General features: G+C 65.7%; 18 protein-coding genes and 1 tRNA gene. 10 read left to right on the forward strand and 9 right to left on the reverse strand.

Annotated features, from left to right (window positions below; all coding sequences use genetic code 11):
- Positions 1–383: 383 nt before the first annotated feature.
- Positions 384–1,163: an enoyl-CoA hydratase gene (locus tag AC3XQU_RS10925; protein WP_489874191.1), complete on the reverse strand. Its 780-nt coding sequence runs from the start codon at positions 1,161–1,163 to the stop codon at positions 384–386.
- A 173-nt stretch (positions 1,164–1,336) separates the two neighbouring features.
- On the opposite strand from AC3XQU_RS10925, the gene AC3XQU_RS10930 reads away from it, so the two are divergent.
- Positions 1,337–2,554 carry an MFS transporter gene (locus AC3XQU_RS10930; protein ID WP_489874192.1) on the forward strand — a complete coding sequence of 406 codons (1,218 nt, stop codon included), beginning with the start codon at positions 1,337–1,339 and terminating at the stop codon, positions 2,552–2,554.
- A 3-nt stretch (positions 2,555–2,557) separates the two neighbouring features.
- Here AC3XQU_RS10930 and mltA read toward each other — a convergent pair whose 3' ends face one another.
- Entirely contained in the window at positions 2,558–3,796 is a 1,239-nt protein-coding gene (mltA, locus tag AC3XQU_RS10935) for a murein transglycosylase A (RefSeq protein ID WP_489874193.1), read from the reverse strand.
- A 10-nt stretch (positions 3,797–3,806) separates the two neighbouring features.
- On the opposite strand from mltA, the gene AC3XQU_RS10940 reads away from it, so the two are divergent.
- Entirely contained in the window at positions 3,807–3,944 is a 138-nt protein-coding gene (locus AC3XQU_RS10940) for a hypothetical protein (RefSeq protein WP_489874194.1), read from the forward strand.
- Between the two features lies 1 nt (position 3,945).
- On the opposite strand, the gene apaG is transcribed toward AC3XQU_RS10940, so the two are convergent.
- Positions 3,946–4,320 carry a Co2+/Mg2+ efflux protein ApaG gene (gene apaG, locus AC3XQU_RS10945; protein WP_489874195.1) on the reverse strand — a complete coding sequence of 125 codons (375 nt, stop codon included), beginning with the start codon at positions 4,318–4,320 and terminating at the stop codon, positions 3,946–3,948.
- A 179-nt stretch (positions 4,321–4,499) separates the two neighbouring features.
- Between apaG and rpe the strand changes: the two genes are divergently transcribed.
- The 7 genes from rpe (at position 4,500) to AC3XQU_RS10980 (ending at position 10,706) form a co-directional block, all read left to right on the forward strand.
- Entirely contained in the window at positions 4,500–5,171 is a 672-nt protein-coding gene (rpe, locus tag AC3XQU_RS10950; protein ID WP_489874196.1) for a ribulose-phosphate 3-epimerase, read from the forward strand.
- On the forward strand, positions 5,171–5,869 hold the full coding sequence (locus tag AC3XQU_RS10955) for a phosphoglycolate phosphatase (protein ID WP_489874197.1): 699 nt from the start codon (positions 5,171–5,173) through the stop codon (positions 5,867–5,869). The genes rpe and AC3XQU_RS10955 overlap by 1 nt, the downstream gene beginning before the upstream one ends.
- A gap of 200 nt (positions 5,870–6,069) precedes the next feature.
- Entirely contained in the window at positions 6,070–7,566 is a 1,497-nt protein-coding gene (gene trpE / locus AC3XQU_RS10960) for an anthranilate synthase component I (protein WP_489874198.1), read from the forward strand.
- Between the two features lies 1 nt (position 7,567).
- Positions 7,568–8,131 (forward strand): anthranilate synthase component II, encoded by a 564-nt coding sequence (locus AC3XQU_RS10965; RefSeq protein ID WP_489874199.1) that lies wholly within the window; start codon positions 7,568–7,570, stop codon positions 8,129–8,131.
- Positions 8,132–8,215: 84 nt separating this feature from the next.
- A complete protein-coding gene (gene trpD, locus AC3XQU_RS10970) occupies positions 8,216–9,253 on the forward strand; it encodes an anthranilate phosphoribosyltransferase (RefSeq protein WP_489874200.1) in 1,038 nt (345 codons plus the stop codon).
- A gap of 58 nt (positions 9,254–9,311) precedes the next feature.
- A complete protein-coding gene (trpC, locus tag AC3XQU_RS10975) occupies positions 9,312–10,112 on the forward strand; it encodes an indole-3-glycerol phosphate synthase TrpC (RefSeq protein WP_489874201.1) in 801 nt (266 codons plus the stop codon).
- A gap of 222 nt (positions 10,113–10,334) precedes the next feature.
- On the forward strand, positions 10,335–10,706 hold the full coding sequence (locus tag AC3XQU_RS10980) for an energy transducer TonB (RefSeq protein WP_489874202.1): 372 nt from the start codon (positions 10,335–10,337) through the stop codon (positions 10,704–10,706).
- Positions 10,707–10,722: 16 nt separating this feature from the next.
- Here the strand turns inward: AC3XQU_RS10980 and AC3XQU_RS10985 are convergent, their stop codons facing one another.
- From AC3XQU_RS10985 to AC3XQU_RS11010, 6 genes are all read right to left on the reverse strand, one after another.
- Complete coding sequence (locus AC3XQU_RS10985; protein WP_489874203.1) at positions 10,723–12,036, reverse strand: amidohydrolase; 1,314 nt, start codon at positions 12,034–12,036, stop codon at positions 10,723–10,725.
- A gap of 85 nt (positions 12,037–12,121) precedes the next feature.
- Positions 12,122–13,942 (reverse strand): M61 family metallopeptidase, encoded by a 1,821-nt coding sequence (locus AC3XQU_RS10990; RefSeq protein ID WP_489874204.1) that lies wholly within the window; start codon positions 13,940–13,942, stop codon positions 12,122–12,124.
- Positions 13,943–14,034: 92 nt separating this feature from the next.
- Entirely contained in the window at positions 14,035–14,631 is a 597-nt protein-coding gene (locus AC3XQU_RS10995) for a nucleotidyltransferase family protein (protein WP_489874205.1), read from the reverse strand.
- Positions 14,609–15,067: a (2Fe-2S)-binding protein gene (locus AC3XQU_RS11000; RefSeq protein WP_489874206.1), complete on the reverse strand. Its 459-nt coding sequence runs from the start codon at positions 15,065–15,067 to the stop codon at positions 14,609–14,611. Before AC3XQU_RS11000 ends, AC3XQU_RS10995 begins: the two co-directional genes overlap by 23 nt.
- 15 nt (positions 15,068–15,082) lie before the next feature.
- A complete protein-coding gene (locus AC3XQU_RS11005) occupies positions 15,083–15,805 on the reverse strand; it encodes a DsbC family protein (protein WP_489874207.1) in 723 nt (240 codons plus the stop codon).
- A gap of 17 nt (positions 15,806–15,822) precedes the next feature.
- Positions 15,823–17,040 (reverse strand): FAD-dependent monooxygenase, encoded by a 1,218-nt coding sequence (locus AC3XQU_RS11010; RefSeq protein ID WP_489874208.1) that lies wholly within the window; start codon positions 17,038–17,040, stop codon positions 15,823–15,825.
- A gap of 120 nt (positions 17,041–17,160) precedes the next feature.
- Here AC3XQU_RS11010 and AC3XQU_RS11015 point away from each other — a divergent pair.
- A tRNA-Phe gene (locus AC3XQU_RS11015) sits at positions 17,161–17,236 on the forward strand.
- Positions 17,237–17,315: the final 79 nt, after the last annotated feature.

Raw genomic sequence — 17,315 nt, forward strand, 5'->3', positions numbered from 1 at the left:
CACTGGCACCTTCATCAAACGCCCACACTTATCGACTGTTGATTGTTAAAGAACGGTATTCGGTACTGCCTTGCTGTATTCGACGAAGCGTTGTGTTCGTCAGCAGCAGAGAAGCGAGAGTATGCAGTGTTTCGCGTAACTCGTCAACCCCTCGTTCGCTTCGCTGCAGATTTCTCTGCAGCCCGTTGTTACCGTAAGCACTTGATTACGTTAACCTTTTCAGGCGCCCACACCAGCATTGACTGCTGAGTGTCCCGAAGCGGAGGCGAACTATAGCAACCGCCCGAGGCTTACGCAAGAGGCAATTCAGCTGTTGTATTTCTGCCGCCTGACGCCGTTCCGGCGCCTGGCGGCGGGGCTGGCGCCCCGCATTACTTAGATGCTTAGAGCCCGTCGAAGTTCGGCTTGCGCTTCTCGAGGAAGGCCGACATGCCCTCTTTCTGGGCTGGGGTGCCGAAGCCGGCATGGAAATAACGCCGCTCGTAACGCACGCCTTCGGTCAGCGGCATCTGGTAAGCCTGGTTGACGCAATCCTTGATCTGCATGGCGACCGACACCGGCATGTCCGCAATACCCTGGGCTGCCTTGATCGCCTCTTCCATTACGCTCTCGGCGGGGTACACGCGCGAAACCAGACCGGTGCGCTCGGCTTCGGCGGCGTCGATCATGCGGGTGGTGAGCAGCATGTCCATGGCTTTGGACTTCGAGATTGCCCGCGGCAGGCGCTGGGTGCCGCCGGCGCCCGGGGTGACGCCGACCTTGATTTCCGGCTGGCCGAACTTGGCATTGTCTGCCGCGATAAGGAAGTCGCACATCATGGCCAGTTCGCAGCCGCCGCCCAGGCAGTAGCCCGACACCACGCCCACTACCGGCTTGCGGATGTTCAGGATGTGTTCCCAGTTACGTCCAATATAGTTGCCCGGATAGGTGTCTGCCGCATAGGTGTAGTTCGCCATTGCTGCGATGTCCGCCCCAGCTGCGAAGACCTTGTCGCTGCCGGTCAGGACGATGACGTTGACGGCCGGATCGGCATCGAACTTGTGCAAGGCGTCACCCAGCTCGTTCATCATGTTGTCGTTCAGTGCGTTCATCGCCTTTGGACGGTTCAGGCGGATCACGACGACTTTGCCGTGGTGTTCGATAAGCAGATCTGCGTATTCCATGAGGCATCCTCTTTGTGAAGTGTGACGGATTGGAGCTTAGACGCGCGATTGTAACGTCTTGAACAGCGCCAAACACAGGTATGATTATTTGTTCAGCAACATCCCTAGGTGAGATCACTATTTTCTCGTTTGGCTCCAACTGGCTGCAAGGGCGCGTCCCGCTCGACTCGGTGATGCGCAATCCGGATTTCCGCCGTTTCTGGTTCAGCAGCATCCTGGCCCAGTTCGGCGCCCAGGTCACCCTGCTGGCCTTGCCGATCTGCGCGGTGCTGTTCCTGCATGCGACCCCGGGCCAGATGGGCGTGCTGGCCGCCTTCGAGTCCCTGCCCTTTCTATTGTTCGGCCTGCCGTCCGGCGTCCTGTTGGAGCGCAACCGGCGCCTGCCGATCATCATGTGCAGCGACCTAGCGGTGGCGATCGCCCTGGCCACCGTCCCGGCAGCCTGGTGGCTCGACCTGCTCACGATCGAATGGCTGTATGCGGTGGGCTTCGTGATCGGCGCCGGCCACGTGGTGGGCGGCAGCGCCGAACAGGTCTTCCTTACCTTCCTGGTCGGGCGCGACGGCCTGGTCGACGCCCAAGCAAAGTTCGCCGCCACCGAATCCGGCGCGCGCGTCCTTGGTCCCGGGCTGGCCGGGGGCCTGGTGCAGCTGCTCGGCGCGCCGGTCGCGATCCTGTGCAATGTGGCCAGCTTTGCGATCTCGCTGCTGAACCTGCGCCGCACCCGCACCCGCGAGCCGCAGCCGCCGGCATCCACTTCCCACCCGCTGCGCGATATCCAGGAAGGTTTGGCTTTTGTCTGGAACCAGCCCTTGCTGCGCACGCTGGCCTGGGTCTCGGCCTGCTGGCATTTGCTGTTCTATGGGTTCACGGCCCTGCATGTGATCTTCGCCACGCGGGTGCTCGGCATGACGCCGGGGACCATGGGGATGGCGAACATGCTGGGCGGCCTGGGGGTGCTGGCGGCTTCGCTGCTGGTCAAGCCGCTGTCGACGCGCTTCGGCACGGGCGGCGAAATCCTGATCGGCCTGTGCGTCTCGGCGCTCGGCTTCGCACTGGTGCCGGCGATTCCGCCCAAGCTGTTCGGCAGCGATGGCTGGACGGTTGCCGCCTACGCCATCGTGGTGTTCTGGATCGACTGCGGTGCGACGCTGTTCTTCGTGCCGTATATCGCGCTGCGCCAGCGCGTGACGCCGGACGCGGTGTTGGGGCGCATGGTGGCGACCATGCGCGCACTGACCGTGGCGGCAGCGCCGCTCGGCGCCTTGCTGGCCGGCGCGCTGGGCGAAGGCTTCGGCGTGCGCGCAGCCCTGGCCTGCATCGCCGCGGGCGCCGTCATGCTTGCGCTCGGGGGCGTATTCGGCACCCGCCTGCGTATGGCAAAGGACTAGCCCTCAGGGCGCGGCGGGACGCGGCAGCAGCACCCAGATCATGCCGCGCTGCTTCATCTTGCCGGCCCGGTCCATTGCATCCGGACCGAAACCGTAGAAGAAGTCCGCACGCACCGCGCCGCGAATCGCGCCGCCCGTATCCTGCGCCATCATCAGGCGCTGCATCGGAGTTTCGCTTGCCGCCTCGGTCGTGGCCAGGAACAGCGGCGCACCCAGCGGCAGCAAGGTCGGGTCGATCGCCACCGACCGGCCAGGGGTGAGCGGCACGCCAAGCGCGCCTTTGGGGCCGAGCGACGGATCGGGCAGCTTCTCTTCCCGGAAGAAGATATAACTGGGGTTCACATTGAACAGCTCCTGGCGGCGTCCCGGATTGCCGGCGATCCAGGCGCGGATGCCCTGGGCCGTCGACTGCTCGGCGGTGAGTTCGCCCTGCTCCACCAGCCAGCGGCCGATGGTTTTATAAGGATGGCCGTTCTGGTCGGCGTAGGCCACGCGCACGGTCTCTCCCGTATCCAGCTGGACGCGGCCCGAACCCTGCACCTCGAGGAAGAAGGACTCGACCGGATCGTTCACCCACAGCAGTTCCTTGCCCGCCAGCGGCGCACGCGCGATCTCGGCGCGGGTACTGTAGGGAACCACGGTCTTGCCGGACAAGCGCCCGCGCAGGCGCATGTTCTTCAGCTGCGGGTAGACGCTGCCAAGGTCCACGGTGAGCAGATCGTCCGGCACCCGGTAGAGCGGCGTCTGGAAGGCGCCGCCGCGCTTGCGCGAACCGTACAGCATGGCTTCGTAATAACCGGTGATCAGTCCCGTGTCCGCCCCGTCGCTGCTGCGCACCAGGTTCGGTACAAAGTAAGCTTCGAAGAAGCGGCGCACCGCGGCCGCATCGCCCGCATCGACGGCGCGCGCCGCGGCGCAGGTGGCCTTCCAGTCCGCCTTGCCCCCGAGCGCCCGGCACGACTGCATGAAGGCCGGCCAGGCCTGGCGCAGGTCGTCCTGCTCCCAGCCCGGCAGGGCGCTGAAGCTTGTCGGGGTGAAGAGCGGGACAGGCGCCGGCGGCGGGGCGGGCTGGGACGGCGCCGGCTGCTCCGGCACATAAACCGGACCGACGGGCGGCGGCATGCGTACCGGCTCGGCGGGCTTGGGTGGCTGCGGCTGCTGGGGCGGCGGCGTGGTCGAGCAGGCCGCCAAAAAGACGACCAGGGCAAGCGAAGCGGTTACACTGCGGCGTGTTGAAAGCATAAGGAACGATATGTGGATCTTGATGGTGGAAGCCGGCGTGGCGCTGTTCCTGCTCGTCTTTATCGTCTGGTGGACGATGTTCGCCGGCCGCAAGGACGTGCCTGACGACGAGGCGCAGGACGACCGGGACGCCGGCGGACAGCCCTAAATCAGTGCAGCGCGTGCGGCAGCGACAGCACGAACTCGGGTATCGGGACTTCGAAACGGTGGCCGTCCTCGGCCACGCAGAAGTATTCGCCATACATCGAGCCCTGGGCTGTCGCCATCTGCGTGCCGCTGGTGTACTCGAACTCTTCGCCCGGCTTGAGCAGCGGCTGATGGCCGACGACGCCCAGGCCGCGCACTTCCTGCACCGTGTTGTTGGCGTCGGTGATGACCCAGTGGCGCGAAATCAGCTGGGCGGGGACGGTGCCCGTGTTCTTGATGGTGATGGTGTAGCTGAACACGAACTGGTCCCGGTCCGGTTTGGACTGTTCCGGCAGGTGCTGGGTCCTGACGGTGACAGTGAATTCATAGGCGGACATACTATTTCCTTGCGTGATCGGCAATGCGGTTGTCGGGAATGCGCGGCTGTCGAGCCGGCGCGCCGGTGTGGCGCAAACGACAATCATACTCCGCGCCGCCCTTTCCCGGCGCCCTGCCACAGCACCAGCCCCTCTCATCGGCGTAGAATAGCGGCTTCACTTTACCTGCACTCCCGCCCATGACCACCTACCGCATCGCTCCCAGCATCCTGTCCGCCGATTTCGCCCGCCTGGGCGAGGAAGTGCGCAATGTCGTCGCCGCCGGCGCCGACATTATCCACTTCGACGTCATGGACAACCACTACGTCCCGAACCTGACCATCGGCCCGCTGGTATGCCAGGCGATCCGCCCGCACGTGCAGGTGCCGATCGACGTGCACCTGATGGTCAAGCCGGTCGACCGCATCATTCCCGACTTCGCCAAGGCCGGCGCCAACATCATCACCTTCCACCCGGAAGCCTCGGACCACATCGACCGCACGCTGCAGCTGATCCGCGATAACGGCTGCAAGGCCGGCCTGGTGTTCAACCCGCACACGCCGATGCATTACCTCGACCACGTGATGGACAAGATCGACATGATCCTGATCATGTCGGTCAATCCGGGCTTCGGCGGCCAGTCCTTCATCCCGCAGGCGCTGAAAAAGATCGCGATCGCGCGCCGCATGATCGACGAGTCGGGCAGCGACATCCTGCTGGAGGTCGACGGCGGCATCAAGGCCGACAACATCGCCGAAGCGGCCGCCGCCGGCGCCGACACGTTTGTCGCCGGCTCGGCCATCTTCGGCAAGCCGGATTACAAGGCGGTCATCGACGAGATGCGCGCCCAGCTGGCCAAGGTCGGCAAATAATGCAGGCCGGCGCACCAGCCATCCGGGCCGCCATCGTCGACCTGGACGGCACCATGCTCGACACGCTGCCCGACTTCGAGGCGGCCCTGAACGGCATGCGTGCCGACTTCAAGCTGGCGCCGATCACGCAGGCGGTGATCAAGCCGCTGATCGGCAAGGGCTCGGAAAAGCTGGTGCGCGATGCGCTGCTGCTGGATTGGGAACCCGCGCGTGTCGACGCGGCGTTCGAGGAGGCGCGCGCCGGCTACCAGCGCCACTACCTCGCCATCAACGGCGACCACAGCCTGCTGTTCGACGGCGTGCTCGAAGGCCTGGATGCATTGAAGGCGCTCGGGCTGCGGCTGGCCTGCGTGACCAACAAGCCGATGGCCTTCACCACCCCGCTGCTCGCGCAAAAGGGATTGGCCGGATATTTCGAGCTGGTCTACGGCGGCGACTCCTTCCCGAAAAAGAAGCCGGACCCGATGCCGCTGCTGGGCGCGTGCAGCGCCTTCGACCTGCCGCCGTCAAGCGTGGTGGCCATCGGCGACTCCTCGAACGACGCGGAAGCTGCGCGTGCGGCCGGCTGCCATGTGCTCACCGTGCCATATGGTTATAACCACGGACGGCCTGTACAAGAAATTAATTCCGATGGTATAGTTGGTTCGCTGCTCGATGCAGCGCACCTGATCGCTGCCCACAACCGCACGACAACCTGAACTTATCTATACATGTTTTTCACCAAAAAACACACTGTCAACCAGACCGGCGCCCTTGAGGCCTGGCTGTGGCGACGCTGGCAATCCTGGGCTGACTAAGCCGTACCGATTGCTGCCTGTGTTCGAGCCTACGCTCGTCCCCGGCAGGTTTTTTGAAACAACCACCGCCCTCTTCCCCCTTGGGCGGCACGGAGAAAAGCATGACCGAACTCGAATTCAAGTCGCTGGCCAGCCAGGGCTATAACCGCATCCCCCTGATCGCGGAAGCCTTCGCCGACCTGGAAACCCCGCTCACGCTCTACCTCAAGCTGGCCCAGTCGCAGGGAGCCGGCAAGAACACCTTCCTGCTCGAATCGGTCGTCGGCGGCGAGCGCTTCGGCCGCTATTCCTTCATCGGCCTGCCGGCGTCGACGCTCTTGCGCTCTTCCGGCAACCTGACCGAGATCGTGAAGCACGGCGCAGTCGTCGAAACGCATGAGGGCAACCCGCTCGACTTCATCGAAGCCTACCAGGCGCGCTTCCGTGTCGCCCTGCGTCCCGGCCTGCCGCGCTTCTGCGGCGGCCTGGCCGGCTACTTCGGCTACGACACCGTGCGCCACATCGAGCGCAAGCTGGCGGACACCGCCCCGCCGGACGCGCTCGGCCTGCCGGACATCCAGCTGATGCTGACCGAAGAACTGGCGGTGATCGACAACCTGTCGGGCAAGCTCTACCTGATCGTGTATGCCGATCCGGCCCAGCCCGAAAGCTACATGAAGACGCGCCAGCGCCTGAAGGACCTGCGCATGATGCTGCGCCGTAGCGTGGACGCACCGGTGACCTCGAGTTCGGTCCGTACCGAAGCGGTGCGCGAGTTCAGCAAGGAAGACTACCTGGCGGCGGTGGCCAAGGCCCACGACTACGTGATGGCCGGGGACCTGATGCAGGTGCAGATCGGCCAGCGCATCCGCAAGCCCTATGTCGATTCGCCGCTCTCGCTGTACCGCTCGCTGCGCTCGCTGAATCCGTCGCCTTACATGTACTACTACAACTTCGGCGACATGCAGATCGTCGGCTCCTCGCCGGAGATCCTGGTGCGCAACGAGGCGCTGCCCGAAGGCGGCAAGAAGGTCACGCTGCGCCCGATCGCCGGTACCCGCCCGCGCGGCGCGACGCCGGAACGCGATACCGAGCTGGCGGCCGAACTGCTGTCCGACCCGAAGGAAGTGGCCGAGCACGTGATGCTGATCGACCTGGCGCGCAACGACATCGGCCGCATTGCCGATACCGGCAGCGTGAAGGTCACCGACCGCATGGTCATCGAAAAATACTCGCACGTGCAGCACATCGTCTCGAACGTCGAGGGCAAGCTGAAAGACGGCATGTCCAACCTGGACGTGCTGCGCGCCACCTTCCCGGCCGGCACCCTGACCGGTGCACCGAAGGTGCGTGCGATGGAAGTGATCGACGAACTCGAACCGGTCAAGCGCGGCATCTACGGCGGCGCCTGCGGCTACCTCAGTTTCGGCGGCGAGATGGACGTGGCGATCGCGATCCGCACCGGCGTGATCAAGGACGGCAACCTGTACGTGCAGGCCGCGGCCGGCATCGTGGCCGACTCGATCCCCGAGATGGAATGGCAGGAGACCGAAAACAAGGCGCGCGCCGTGCTGCGCGCGGCCGAGCAAGTGCAAGACGGCCTGGATGGGGAGTTCTGACATGCTTTTGATGATCGATAACTACGACTCGTTCACCTATAACATCGTCCAGTACCTGGGCGAATTGGGCGAGGACGTGCACACGGTGCGCAACGACCAGATCACGCTCGAGCAGATCGAGACGATGGCGCCCGAGCGCATCTGCATCTCGCCAGGCCCGAAGGCGCCGAAGGATGCCGGCATCTCGCTCGACATCCTGCGCGAGTTCAAGGGCAAGCTGCCCATCCTGGGAGTGTGCCTGGGCCACCAGGCCATCGGCGAAGCGTTCGGGGGCAAGGTGATCCGCGCCAAGCAGGTCATGCACGGCAAGACCTCGCTGATCGCCCACACCGGCGAAGGCGTGTTCAAGGGACTGCCCAGCCCCTTCACCGTGATCCGCTACCACTCGCTGGCGATCGAGCGCGCGTCGCTGCCGGACTGCCTGGAAGTGACCGCCTGGACCGACGACGGCGAGATCATGGGCGTGCGCCACAAGGAGTACGACATCGAGGGTGTGCAGTTCCATCCGGAGTCGATCCTGTCGGAGCATGGGCATGCGCTGCTGAAGAACTTCCTCGTGCGCTGACGCACCCCTCGCGTATGCGCCGTCACCGCGGCGCAATGCCCGCGCAGTGACAACAACATTACGCCTAGCCTGACTGGACCCGCCATGCCGATCACCCCACAAGAAGCCCTGCTGCGCTGTATCGAACACCGCGAAATCTTCCACGACGAGATGCTGCACCTGTTCCGCCAGATCATGTCGGGCGAGATGTCGCCGACCATGGTGGCGGCGCTGACCATGGGCCTGCGCGTCAAGAAGGAAACCATCGGCGAGATCACCGCCGCCGCCCAGGTCATGCGCGAATTCTCGACCAAGGTGCCGATGGCCGACACCAGCCGGCTGCTCGACATCGTCGGCACCGGCGGCGACGGGGCCAACACCTTCAACATTTCGAGCGCCTCGATGTTCGTGGCCGCCGCCGCCGGTGCGCGCGTGGCCAAGCATGGCGGGCGCAGCGTCTCGTCCTCGAGCGGCAGCGCTGACCTGATCGAAGCGCTGGGCGCCTGCATCGACCTGAAACCCGAGCAGATCGCGCAGTCGATCGCGCAGACCGGCATCGGCTTCATGTTTGCGCCCAACCACCATGCGGCCATGAAGCACGTGGCGCCGGTGCGCCGCGAGCTGGGCGTGCGCAGCATCTTCAACATCCTGGGCCCGCTGACCAATCCGGCCGGCGCCCCGAACATCCTGATGGGCGTGTTCCACCCCGACCTGGTCGGCATCCAGGTGCGCGTGTTGCAGCGCCTCGGCGCCCAGCATGCGATGGTGGTCTGGGGCCGCGACAACATGGACGAGGTCTCGCTCGGCGCCGGTACCCTGGTCGGTGAACTGGTCAATGGCGAGATCCGCGAATACGAGATCCATCCGGAAGACTTCGGGATGTCGATGATCTCGAGCCGCAACCTGAAAGTGGCCGGCACCGCCGAATCGAAGCTGCGCGTGCTGGAAGCCCTGCGCGGCGACGCCGGGCCGGCCACCGATATCGTGGCCCTGAATGCCGGCACCGCACTGTATGCGGCCGGCGTGTGCGCCTCGATCGAGGAAGGCCTGGCCAAGGCGCGCGCCACGATCGCTTCGGGCGCCGCCACGGCCAAGCTCGAGCAGTTCGTGCAGGTGACCCAGCAGCTGGCGGGCCAGCGCTGATGCCGGGCGGCGCCGCTTTTACCTCACCTACCCTGGCCGAGCAGAATTAAAGGTTTTCATGTCCGACATCCTCAACAAGATCCTGGCCGTCAAGGCCGACGAAGTCGCTGCCGCAAAGAAGCACCGCGACCTGTTCAGCCTGCGCCGCGAGGTGGAAGGCGACGCCGAGGCGCGCGGCGGCATCCGCGGTTTCGAGAACAGCCTGCGCGCCAGGATCGCCGCGGGCCAGGCCGGCATCATTGCCGAAGTGAAGAAGGCTTCGCCGTCGAAAGGCGTGCTGCGGCCGGACTTCCAGCCTGCGGCGATCGCGCAGAGCTATGCCGAGCATGGCGCGGCCTGCCTGTCGGTGCTGACCGACGTGCAGTTCTTCCAGGGGTCGAGCGACTATTTGCGCCAGGCGAGGAGCGCCTGCTCCCTGCCGGTCATCCGCAAGGACTTCATGATCGACCTGTACCAGGTCTACGAAGCGCGCGCCATGGGGGCCGATGCCATCCTCCTGATCGTGTCGGCCCTGGACCATGGGCTGATGGCGGAACTGGAAGCCTGCGCCCACGAACTGGGCATGGACGTGCTGGTCGAGGTGCACGACGGTGACGAGCTAACCGCGGCGCTGAAGCTGCAGACGCGCCTGGTGGGCATTAACAACCGCAACCTGCGGACCTTCGAGGTGTCGCTGGAAACGACGCTGGGACTGCTGCCACGCATTCCGCCGGAGCGCATGGTGGTGACCGAATCGGGCATCATGGGCCCGGCCGACGTGACGAAGATGCGCGCGGCCGACGTGCACGCCTTCCTGGTGGGCGAAGCCTTCATGCGGGCGCCCGATCCGGGAGCGGAGCTGGCGCGCCTGTTCGGGTGAGCGCGCAGCGCGCTCAACACGATATGGAACTCCGGATGAATCGACGGGTCAAAGGATAGCGCTCCAGAAGCGCCAACCTGCGACCTTCATTCATCCGCCATGAACCTCACTCCTCGCAGTCAAGCGCTTCCCGTCTTTTTGCTGGCAGTCCTGTGCGGATGCGCCAGTCCCCCACCGCCCAACGCGGCGCCGGAGAGCCGGGTTGTCGTCAGCATCGCTCCCTTGCCGGCCGCAGCACCCGTCCCGCCTCCATCGCTGACGCTCGAGGCCTACAAGGCGAGTGTGGCGCGCCACATCGTCGAGCGCAATGCGGTGCACACCTTCAGCGGCAGGCTGCCGGCCATGCTTCCCGCCATCGTGGTGGTCAACATCACGGTGGACCGGGAAGGCCGGCTCACCGATGTCCAGGTGCAGCGCTCGCGCGACCCGGAGGCCTCGACGGTCGCGCTGGCCTCGATGCGGCGCAGCGGCACGCTGCCCCGGCCCGCTGGCCTGCTGGCGGCGAACGCCAGCGCCATGACCTTCTCCGAGACCTTCCTGTTCAACGGCGACTATCGCTTCCAGCTGCGCTCGCTGGCCGGGCCGCAGGAGTGAGGCTGCGCGGGTGCGGTCAGCGCCCGAGCACGTTCAACACGGCCAGGCTCATGGCCTGCGCGGCGGTCTTGATCGACGGTTCCGGCACCGGCGCATAGAAGGGCGAGTGGTTGAAGGCGATCGGCTTGCCGCCTTCGCGCTCGGCCTCCTGCACGGCTTTCGGGTCGTAGATGCCGGTGAAGAAGAACATCGACGGCACGCCTTCGTTGACATAGGCCGAGAAGTCTTCGCTGGCCGTCATCGCCGGCATGCGCTGGGCATTGGCCGCACCAAAGGCATCCTTGAACACCGCCTCGGTTTTTGCCACCAGCGCTTCGCTGTTGACGATGGCCGCGCCGCCGGTGATGAAATTGAGCTCCGGAGCCGGTGCGCCGGCCATGGCGGCGGACGCATTGGCGACCCGGCGCACGCCTTCGAGCAGCTTGGCCCGCACGGCCGGGCTGTACGAGCGGATGGTGCCGCGCACCAGCACGCTGTCCGGGATGATGTTGCCGACCGTGCCGCCCTGGATGGCGCCGATCGTCACCACGCCGAATTCCTTCGGATCCTTCTCGCGGCTGATGACGGTCTGCACGTCGACCACGAAGCGTGCGGCAATCGCAATCGGGTCGACCGATTTATCGGGCGCCGAACCATGGCCGCCGCGGCCCTTGAACACGAATTCGATGGTGTCCGAATTGGACGAGACCGCGCCGGAATTGAAGCCGATCGTCCCATGCGCCAGCGGCCAGGAATGCAGCGCGAACGCGTAGTCGGGCTTGGGGAAGCGCTTGAACAGGCCGTCGTCGAGCATTGCCCTGGCGCCGGCGCCGATTTCTTCGGCCGGCTGGGCGATGAAGACCAGGGTGCCCTTCCATTTTGGCTTGATTTCTACCAGGGTGCGGGCAGCGCCAAGCCAGCTGGCCATGTGGACGTCGTGGCCGCAGCTGTGGGTGACGAAGCTTTCGCGCCCGTCGCTCGTGGCCCGGGCGCGGCTGGCATAGGGCAGGCCGGTTTTTTCTTCCATCGGCAGGCCGTCCATGTCGGTGCGCACCAGTACCGTGGGGCCGGCGCCGTTCTTCAGCACCGCGACCACACCTGTCTTGCCGACCTTTTCGGTGACCTCGAAACCGAGCTTGCGCATTTCGGCGGCCAGCTTGCCGGCGGTGCGGGTTTCCTGGAAGGCGATCTCGGGATGGGCGTGCAGGTCCTTGTAGACGCTGTCGAGCCAGGGGTACATGGCGTTGACGCGGGTGCCGATGTCGGATTTGAGGGGAGCCGGGAGCTGGGCCGATGCGGCGCCGGTGGCGAGAGCGAGGACGGCGGCAATGCTGGTCAGGGCGGTTTTCAAATGGACCTCGAAGCTGGCACTGGTTGAACGCGTGGGCAGGAAAACCTGCCCACCCTACGGTGATGCGGGACGCAAGCGTCGCTTGTTAAATCGCGCTGGGACGCTTGAGTGCCGACGACTTCTTGCCGGCGACGGCCTGGGTCAGCGTAATGCACGGCACGCGGTCGCCCTGCAAGACCACGTCGAAGGCCATCAGCTCGTCGCGGCGGAAGGCGTGCACGACCACCTTGTCGCCGACGCGGTAGCGCGCCACCAGCGCGTCGAGGTTCGAAGGGTTGCCGTTGACGCGCAGGCCGTCGACGGCGATGACGATGTCCTGCGCCGACAGGCCGGCCTTGTGCGCGGCGCCGCCTTCGTGGACCTGGGTCAGCTTGGCCCCCAGCGGGTCGCGGCCGATGCCGGCGTCGAGCGAGGCCTTGGCGTTCTTGCGCTCGTCCACCAGCTTGACGCCGAAGGGCGCGTACAGCTTGGCCAGCGGCAGGTCTTCCATGCCCCGCACCCAGCGCTCGAACAGGCTGCGCAGCCTGGCGCCGCAGACTTCGTCGAAGATCGCCTCGACTTCCGCCTCGGTCACGCCGCGCCCTGCCCCGGCATAGAAATCGCGCCCGAAGCGCTCCCACAACGCCAGCATCACATCGTCGAGCGATTTGGCGCCGCCGGTCTTGGCGCGGATGGTCAAATCAAAAGCCAGCGCGATCAGCGAGCCCTTGGTGTAATAGCTGATGATCGCGTTGGGCGAATTCTCGTCCTGGCGGTAGTACTTGCTCCAGGCGTCGAAGCTCGAATCGGCCACGCTCTGCTTGGTGCGCCCGCTGCCGCGCAGCACGCCGCCGATGGTCTTGGCCTGCAGCTTCAGGTAAGTGGCCTCGCCGATGATCCCGGCGCGCACCAGCATCAGGTCGTCGTAATAGCTGGTGAAGCCTTCGAACAACCAGAGCAGCGGCGTGTAGTTCTCGACCTGCAGGTCGTAGGGTGCGAACACGGCCGGCTTGATGCGCTTGACGTTCCAGGTGTGGAAGTATTCGTGGCTGCACAGGCCCAGGAAGCGCAGGTAGCCTTCGCCCGGCTCGGCGCTTTTCGCGGCGGCCGTGCAGGGCAGGTCGGCGCGGGCGCAGATCAGGGCGGTCGAGGCGCGGTGCTCCAGGCCGCCGTAGCCGTCGCCCACCGCCATGGTCATGAACACGTAGCGGTCCATCGGCGCGCGCTGGCCCTGTGGGTCGAAGAAGGCGATCTGGGTTTCGCAGATGAGCTTCAGGTCGGCCTGCAGGCGCGCCATGTCCAGGTTGGGCACGCGGCCGGTGATGACGATGTCGTGCGGGATGCCGCAGGCGGTGAAGGTGGCCAGTTCGAAGTCGCCCATTTCCACCGGATGATCGATCAGCTCGTCGTAGTCGCCGGCGACATAGGTGCCGAAGCCGTAGCGCTTGGCGCCGAGCTCCTTCATGGCGGTGGCGACGCGCCAGCCTTTCGCTGCCGGGTCATGGGGACGCTGGATGTCGACCTGGTGCGCCAGGGTTTCCTGGCCGGCCACGCGCAGGAACACGCTGGTGCCGTTGAAGAAACCGTGGGTCTGGTCCAGGTGCGCGGCGCGCACCGACAGGTCCCAGGCATAGACCTCGTAGTGCAGGCTCAAGGGCCCAGAGGCGGGTGCGGCGCGCCACGAATGCTTGTCCAGTTTCGCCAGCGCGACGTCGGCCCCGCCGCTCTCGGCGCGGATGCGCACGATGTTGCGGGCAAACTCGCGGATCATGTAGCTGCCCGGGATCCAGGCCGGCAGTGCGAACACCTGTCCTTCCGGATCCGGGTTGGCAACCGTGAGGGTCACGTTGAACAGGTGGCCGGCCAGGTCCTTCGGCACGATGGTGTACAGGATGGCGGGCTGCTTTTTCGGGGATGGTTTCTTCATGATGGGATCGTGGTCGTCCGGCCGGCTTATAGTTGTTGTTCTTCCTAGTGTAATCGGATTCGATCACAGCGGGAAACAATGGCATGCATATGTCATGCCGGGAGGTCGGACGCGGTATCGATATCGCGCAGGATGCCGGGGTCGTCGACCGCGATCTCGGTGACCGGATGCTCGCGCAGCAGGCGGCGCGCGCCCTGGTCGCCGCCCAACTGCAGCAGCGCATCGCGGTGGGGGGCGCCGAAGGCCACCGGATTGCCGCGCTGGCCGCCGCTGACCGGCACGGCAATGCCGGCGCCCTCTTCCAGCGCCGCGCGCAGTGCGGCCAGCGTGGCCTCCTGCACGAAGGGCATGTCGCCCAACGCCACCAGCCAGCCGTCGGCGGGCAGCGCATGGCGGATCGCATGCACCAGCGAGGCCCCCATCCCGCTATCGGCCTGCGCGCACACGGTGACGTCGCAGCCGAGCGCACTCAAGGCGTCGGCCACGCCGCCATCGTCCGGCGGCACGACCGCCACCACGCGCGGAAGGCAGGACAGCAGCCGGCGCGCGCTGGCGACGACCACCAGGTCGCCGCCGGGCAAGCGCTGCAGCAGCTTGTTGCGTGCTCCGGAAGGATCGAAACGGCGTCCGCGTCCGGCGGCAAGCAGGATGCCGGCAAGGACCATGTCAGGCGAGGGTGGCGGCGGCATCCTTGATGGCGGCGCGGATGCGTTGGTAGGTGCCGCAACGGCAGATGTTGCCGCTCATCGCGCTGTCGATGTCGGCGTCGCTCGGGCGCTTGTTGGTGCGCAGCAGGACCACGGCGCTCATCACCTGCCCGCTCTGGCAGTAGCCGCACTGCGGCACGTCGTGCCTGACCCAGGCGTCCTGCACCGCCTTGCCGACCGGGTCGGCTTCCATCGCTTCGATGGTCGTGATCTGGCGGCCCTGCGCGCTGGCGATCGGCGTGATGCAGGCGCGCACCGGATTGCCGTCCAGGTGCACGGTGCACGCGCCGCACAGTGCGGCGCCGCAGCCGAACTTGGTGCCGGTCATGTCGAGGTTGTCGCGCAGCGCCCACAGGATGGGCGTGGCGGGATCGGCGTCGACCTGCCGGTCGCGCCCGTTGATGTGCAAGGTGACCACGCGGGCGCTTCCCGATTATTTGCCGAGGGACTGCAGCTTGGCTTCCAGCGACTTCAGGTCGATCGCGCCCGGGATGCGGCTGCCGTCGGTGAAGAAGATGGCGGGCGTGCCCTGGATCTTGAGCTTCTGGCCGAGCGCGGCAACCTTTTCGTTGGGCGAATCGCAGGCGGCAGGCGCCGTCGGCGGCACCTTGCCGTTGATCATCCAGTCGTCCCAGGCCTTGACGCGGTCCGGTGCGCACCAGATGTTCTTCGACTTCGTGAACGAATCCTCGGACAGGATGTTGTACATGAAGGTGTAGATCGTGACGTTGTCGATGTCCTTGAGCGTGGTCTGGCGCAAGCGCTTGCAGTAGCCGCAGTTCGGGTCTTCGAACACGGCGATGGTGCGCTTGCCGTTGCCCTTGACCTGCTTGAGGGCCATTTCCAGCGGCAGGTCGGAGAACTTGATCTTGTTGATCTCCTCGATCCGGGCGGTGGTCAGGTCGGTCGAGGTCTTGGTGTCGTAGACGCGGCCGATGAACAGGTAGTCGCCCTTCTTGTCGGTGTACAGGATGTCGCCGGCCACGCGCACTTCAAACAGGCCGCCGTAAGGCGTTTCACGGATCGATTCGATCTTGGCGCCGCCCAGGCGCGGCTCGAGCGCCTTGCGGATGCCGGCCTCGGTCGTGTTCTGCGCCTCGACGCAGGATGCCAGCAGGCCCGTCGCCAGCAGGACGGCGACCTTCGTTTTCAACATGGTATTTCCTTCAATAGTTACTTGCCCATCGCGTGCGCCATCAGGCGGCGCTTTACACCTGGCAATTTATCGAGCAAGTTTAATCCGAAATTGCGCACTACGCGCACTGGTTCGAGGTTGGCGCCGAACAGGCGCTCCAGTCCGTCGGTTGCCCATTGCATCAAGAGCACGTCTTCCTTGCGCTTGCGGGCATAGCGCGCCAGCACGCGTTCGTCGGCAATGCCGCGGCGGTCTTCGCGCTCGCGCAGCACGGCCAGCAGGTCGACGATGTCGCCGAAGCCCAGGTTCATGCCGTGGCCGGCCAGCGGATGCACCGCGTGGGCGGCATCGCCCACCAGCGCCACCCGCGGCGCGACGATCGAATGCGGGCGCACCAGCGCCAGCGGCACGGCCTTGACGTCTTCCGGCAATAAGGGACGCAGCGCACCGAGCTTGTCGTCGGCGTATTCGCCCAGCCGGATCGCCATTTCGCCCAGCGACTCGTCCATCAGGGTATCGGCCAGGGTTTCCGGGGCCGACCATACCAGCGACACCCGGTTGCCCGGCAGCGGCAGCAGCGCGATCACGCCGTCGGCGCAGGTGAACCACTGGTAGGCCACGCCGTGATGCGGCTTGTCGCAGGCAAAATTGGTGACGATGGCGCGCTGGTGGTACATGCGGTAGTCGACCCCGATGTCGCACTGCCCGCGCACCCAGGATTCGCGCCCGTCCGCGCCGACCACCAGTTCGCAGTCGATGCGCGTGCCGTCTTCCAGCTGCACGCCCGCACCCAGTTCGCTGCAGCCGAGCTTGATGGCGCAGCCCGTGACCAGCTGCACGTTGGCGGCGAACTTGAGCGCGGCGTCGAGCGCCCCGTTCAGGTTGCTGTCCTCGACGATCCAGGCCAGGGTGCCGACATGGGCGCCGAAGGCGTCGAAGCCGAGGTTGCCGCCCTCCTTGCCGTCGCCGTGGATGGCCATCGCATCGACCGCCTGCACCCGCGCCAGGTCCAGCGCACCCCAGACCTTGAGCGAGGCCAGCAGGTCGTGCGCCGTGTGGTTCAGGGCATAGACCCGCGCATCCCAGGGTTTGTCGGCGGTCGAGACGGCCGGTTTGTCCGGCGCCGGGCGCGACGGCGGCACCAGCAGTGTGACGCTGTACCCCGACTGGGCGAAACCAAGGGCGGCAGTCTTGGCGATGGCGCCATTGCCGACGATGCAGACGTCGCTGCGGTGCTGGGCGGTGGTGGTAGTCATGAAACACATTATAGCGAGATGTCAACAGCGCGCCGGGGCGCTTTGGCGCGTGCGGCAATTGTTCCGTGATCTCGGGGGCTTGCGCAGATGAAAAACGCTGGCTATAATCATGCCTCTCTTGGCCTGGTAGCTCAGTTGGTAGAGCAGAGGATTGAAAATCCTTGTGTCGGTGGTTCGATTCCGCCCCGGGCCACCAAGAATTCAGCAGCAAAGCACAACGCCAACCCATGCAGGTTGGCGTTTTTGTTTCCGAAGCTCGGAAGCATCGCGATCAA

This window comes from Telluria sp. AZSoR62 (assembly GCF_058111565.1).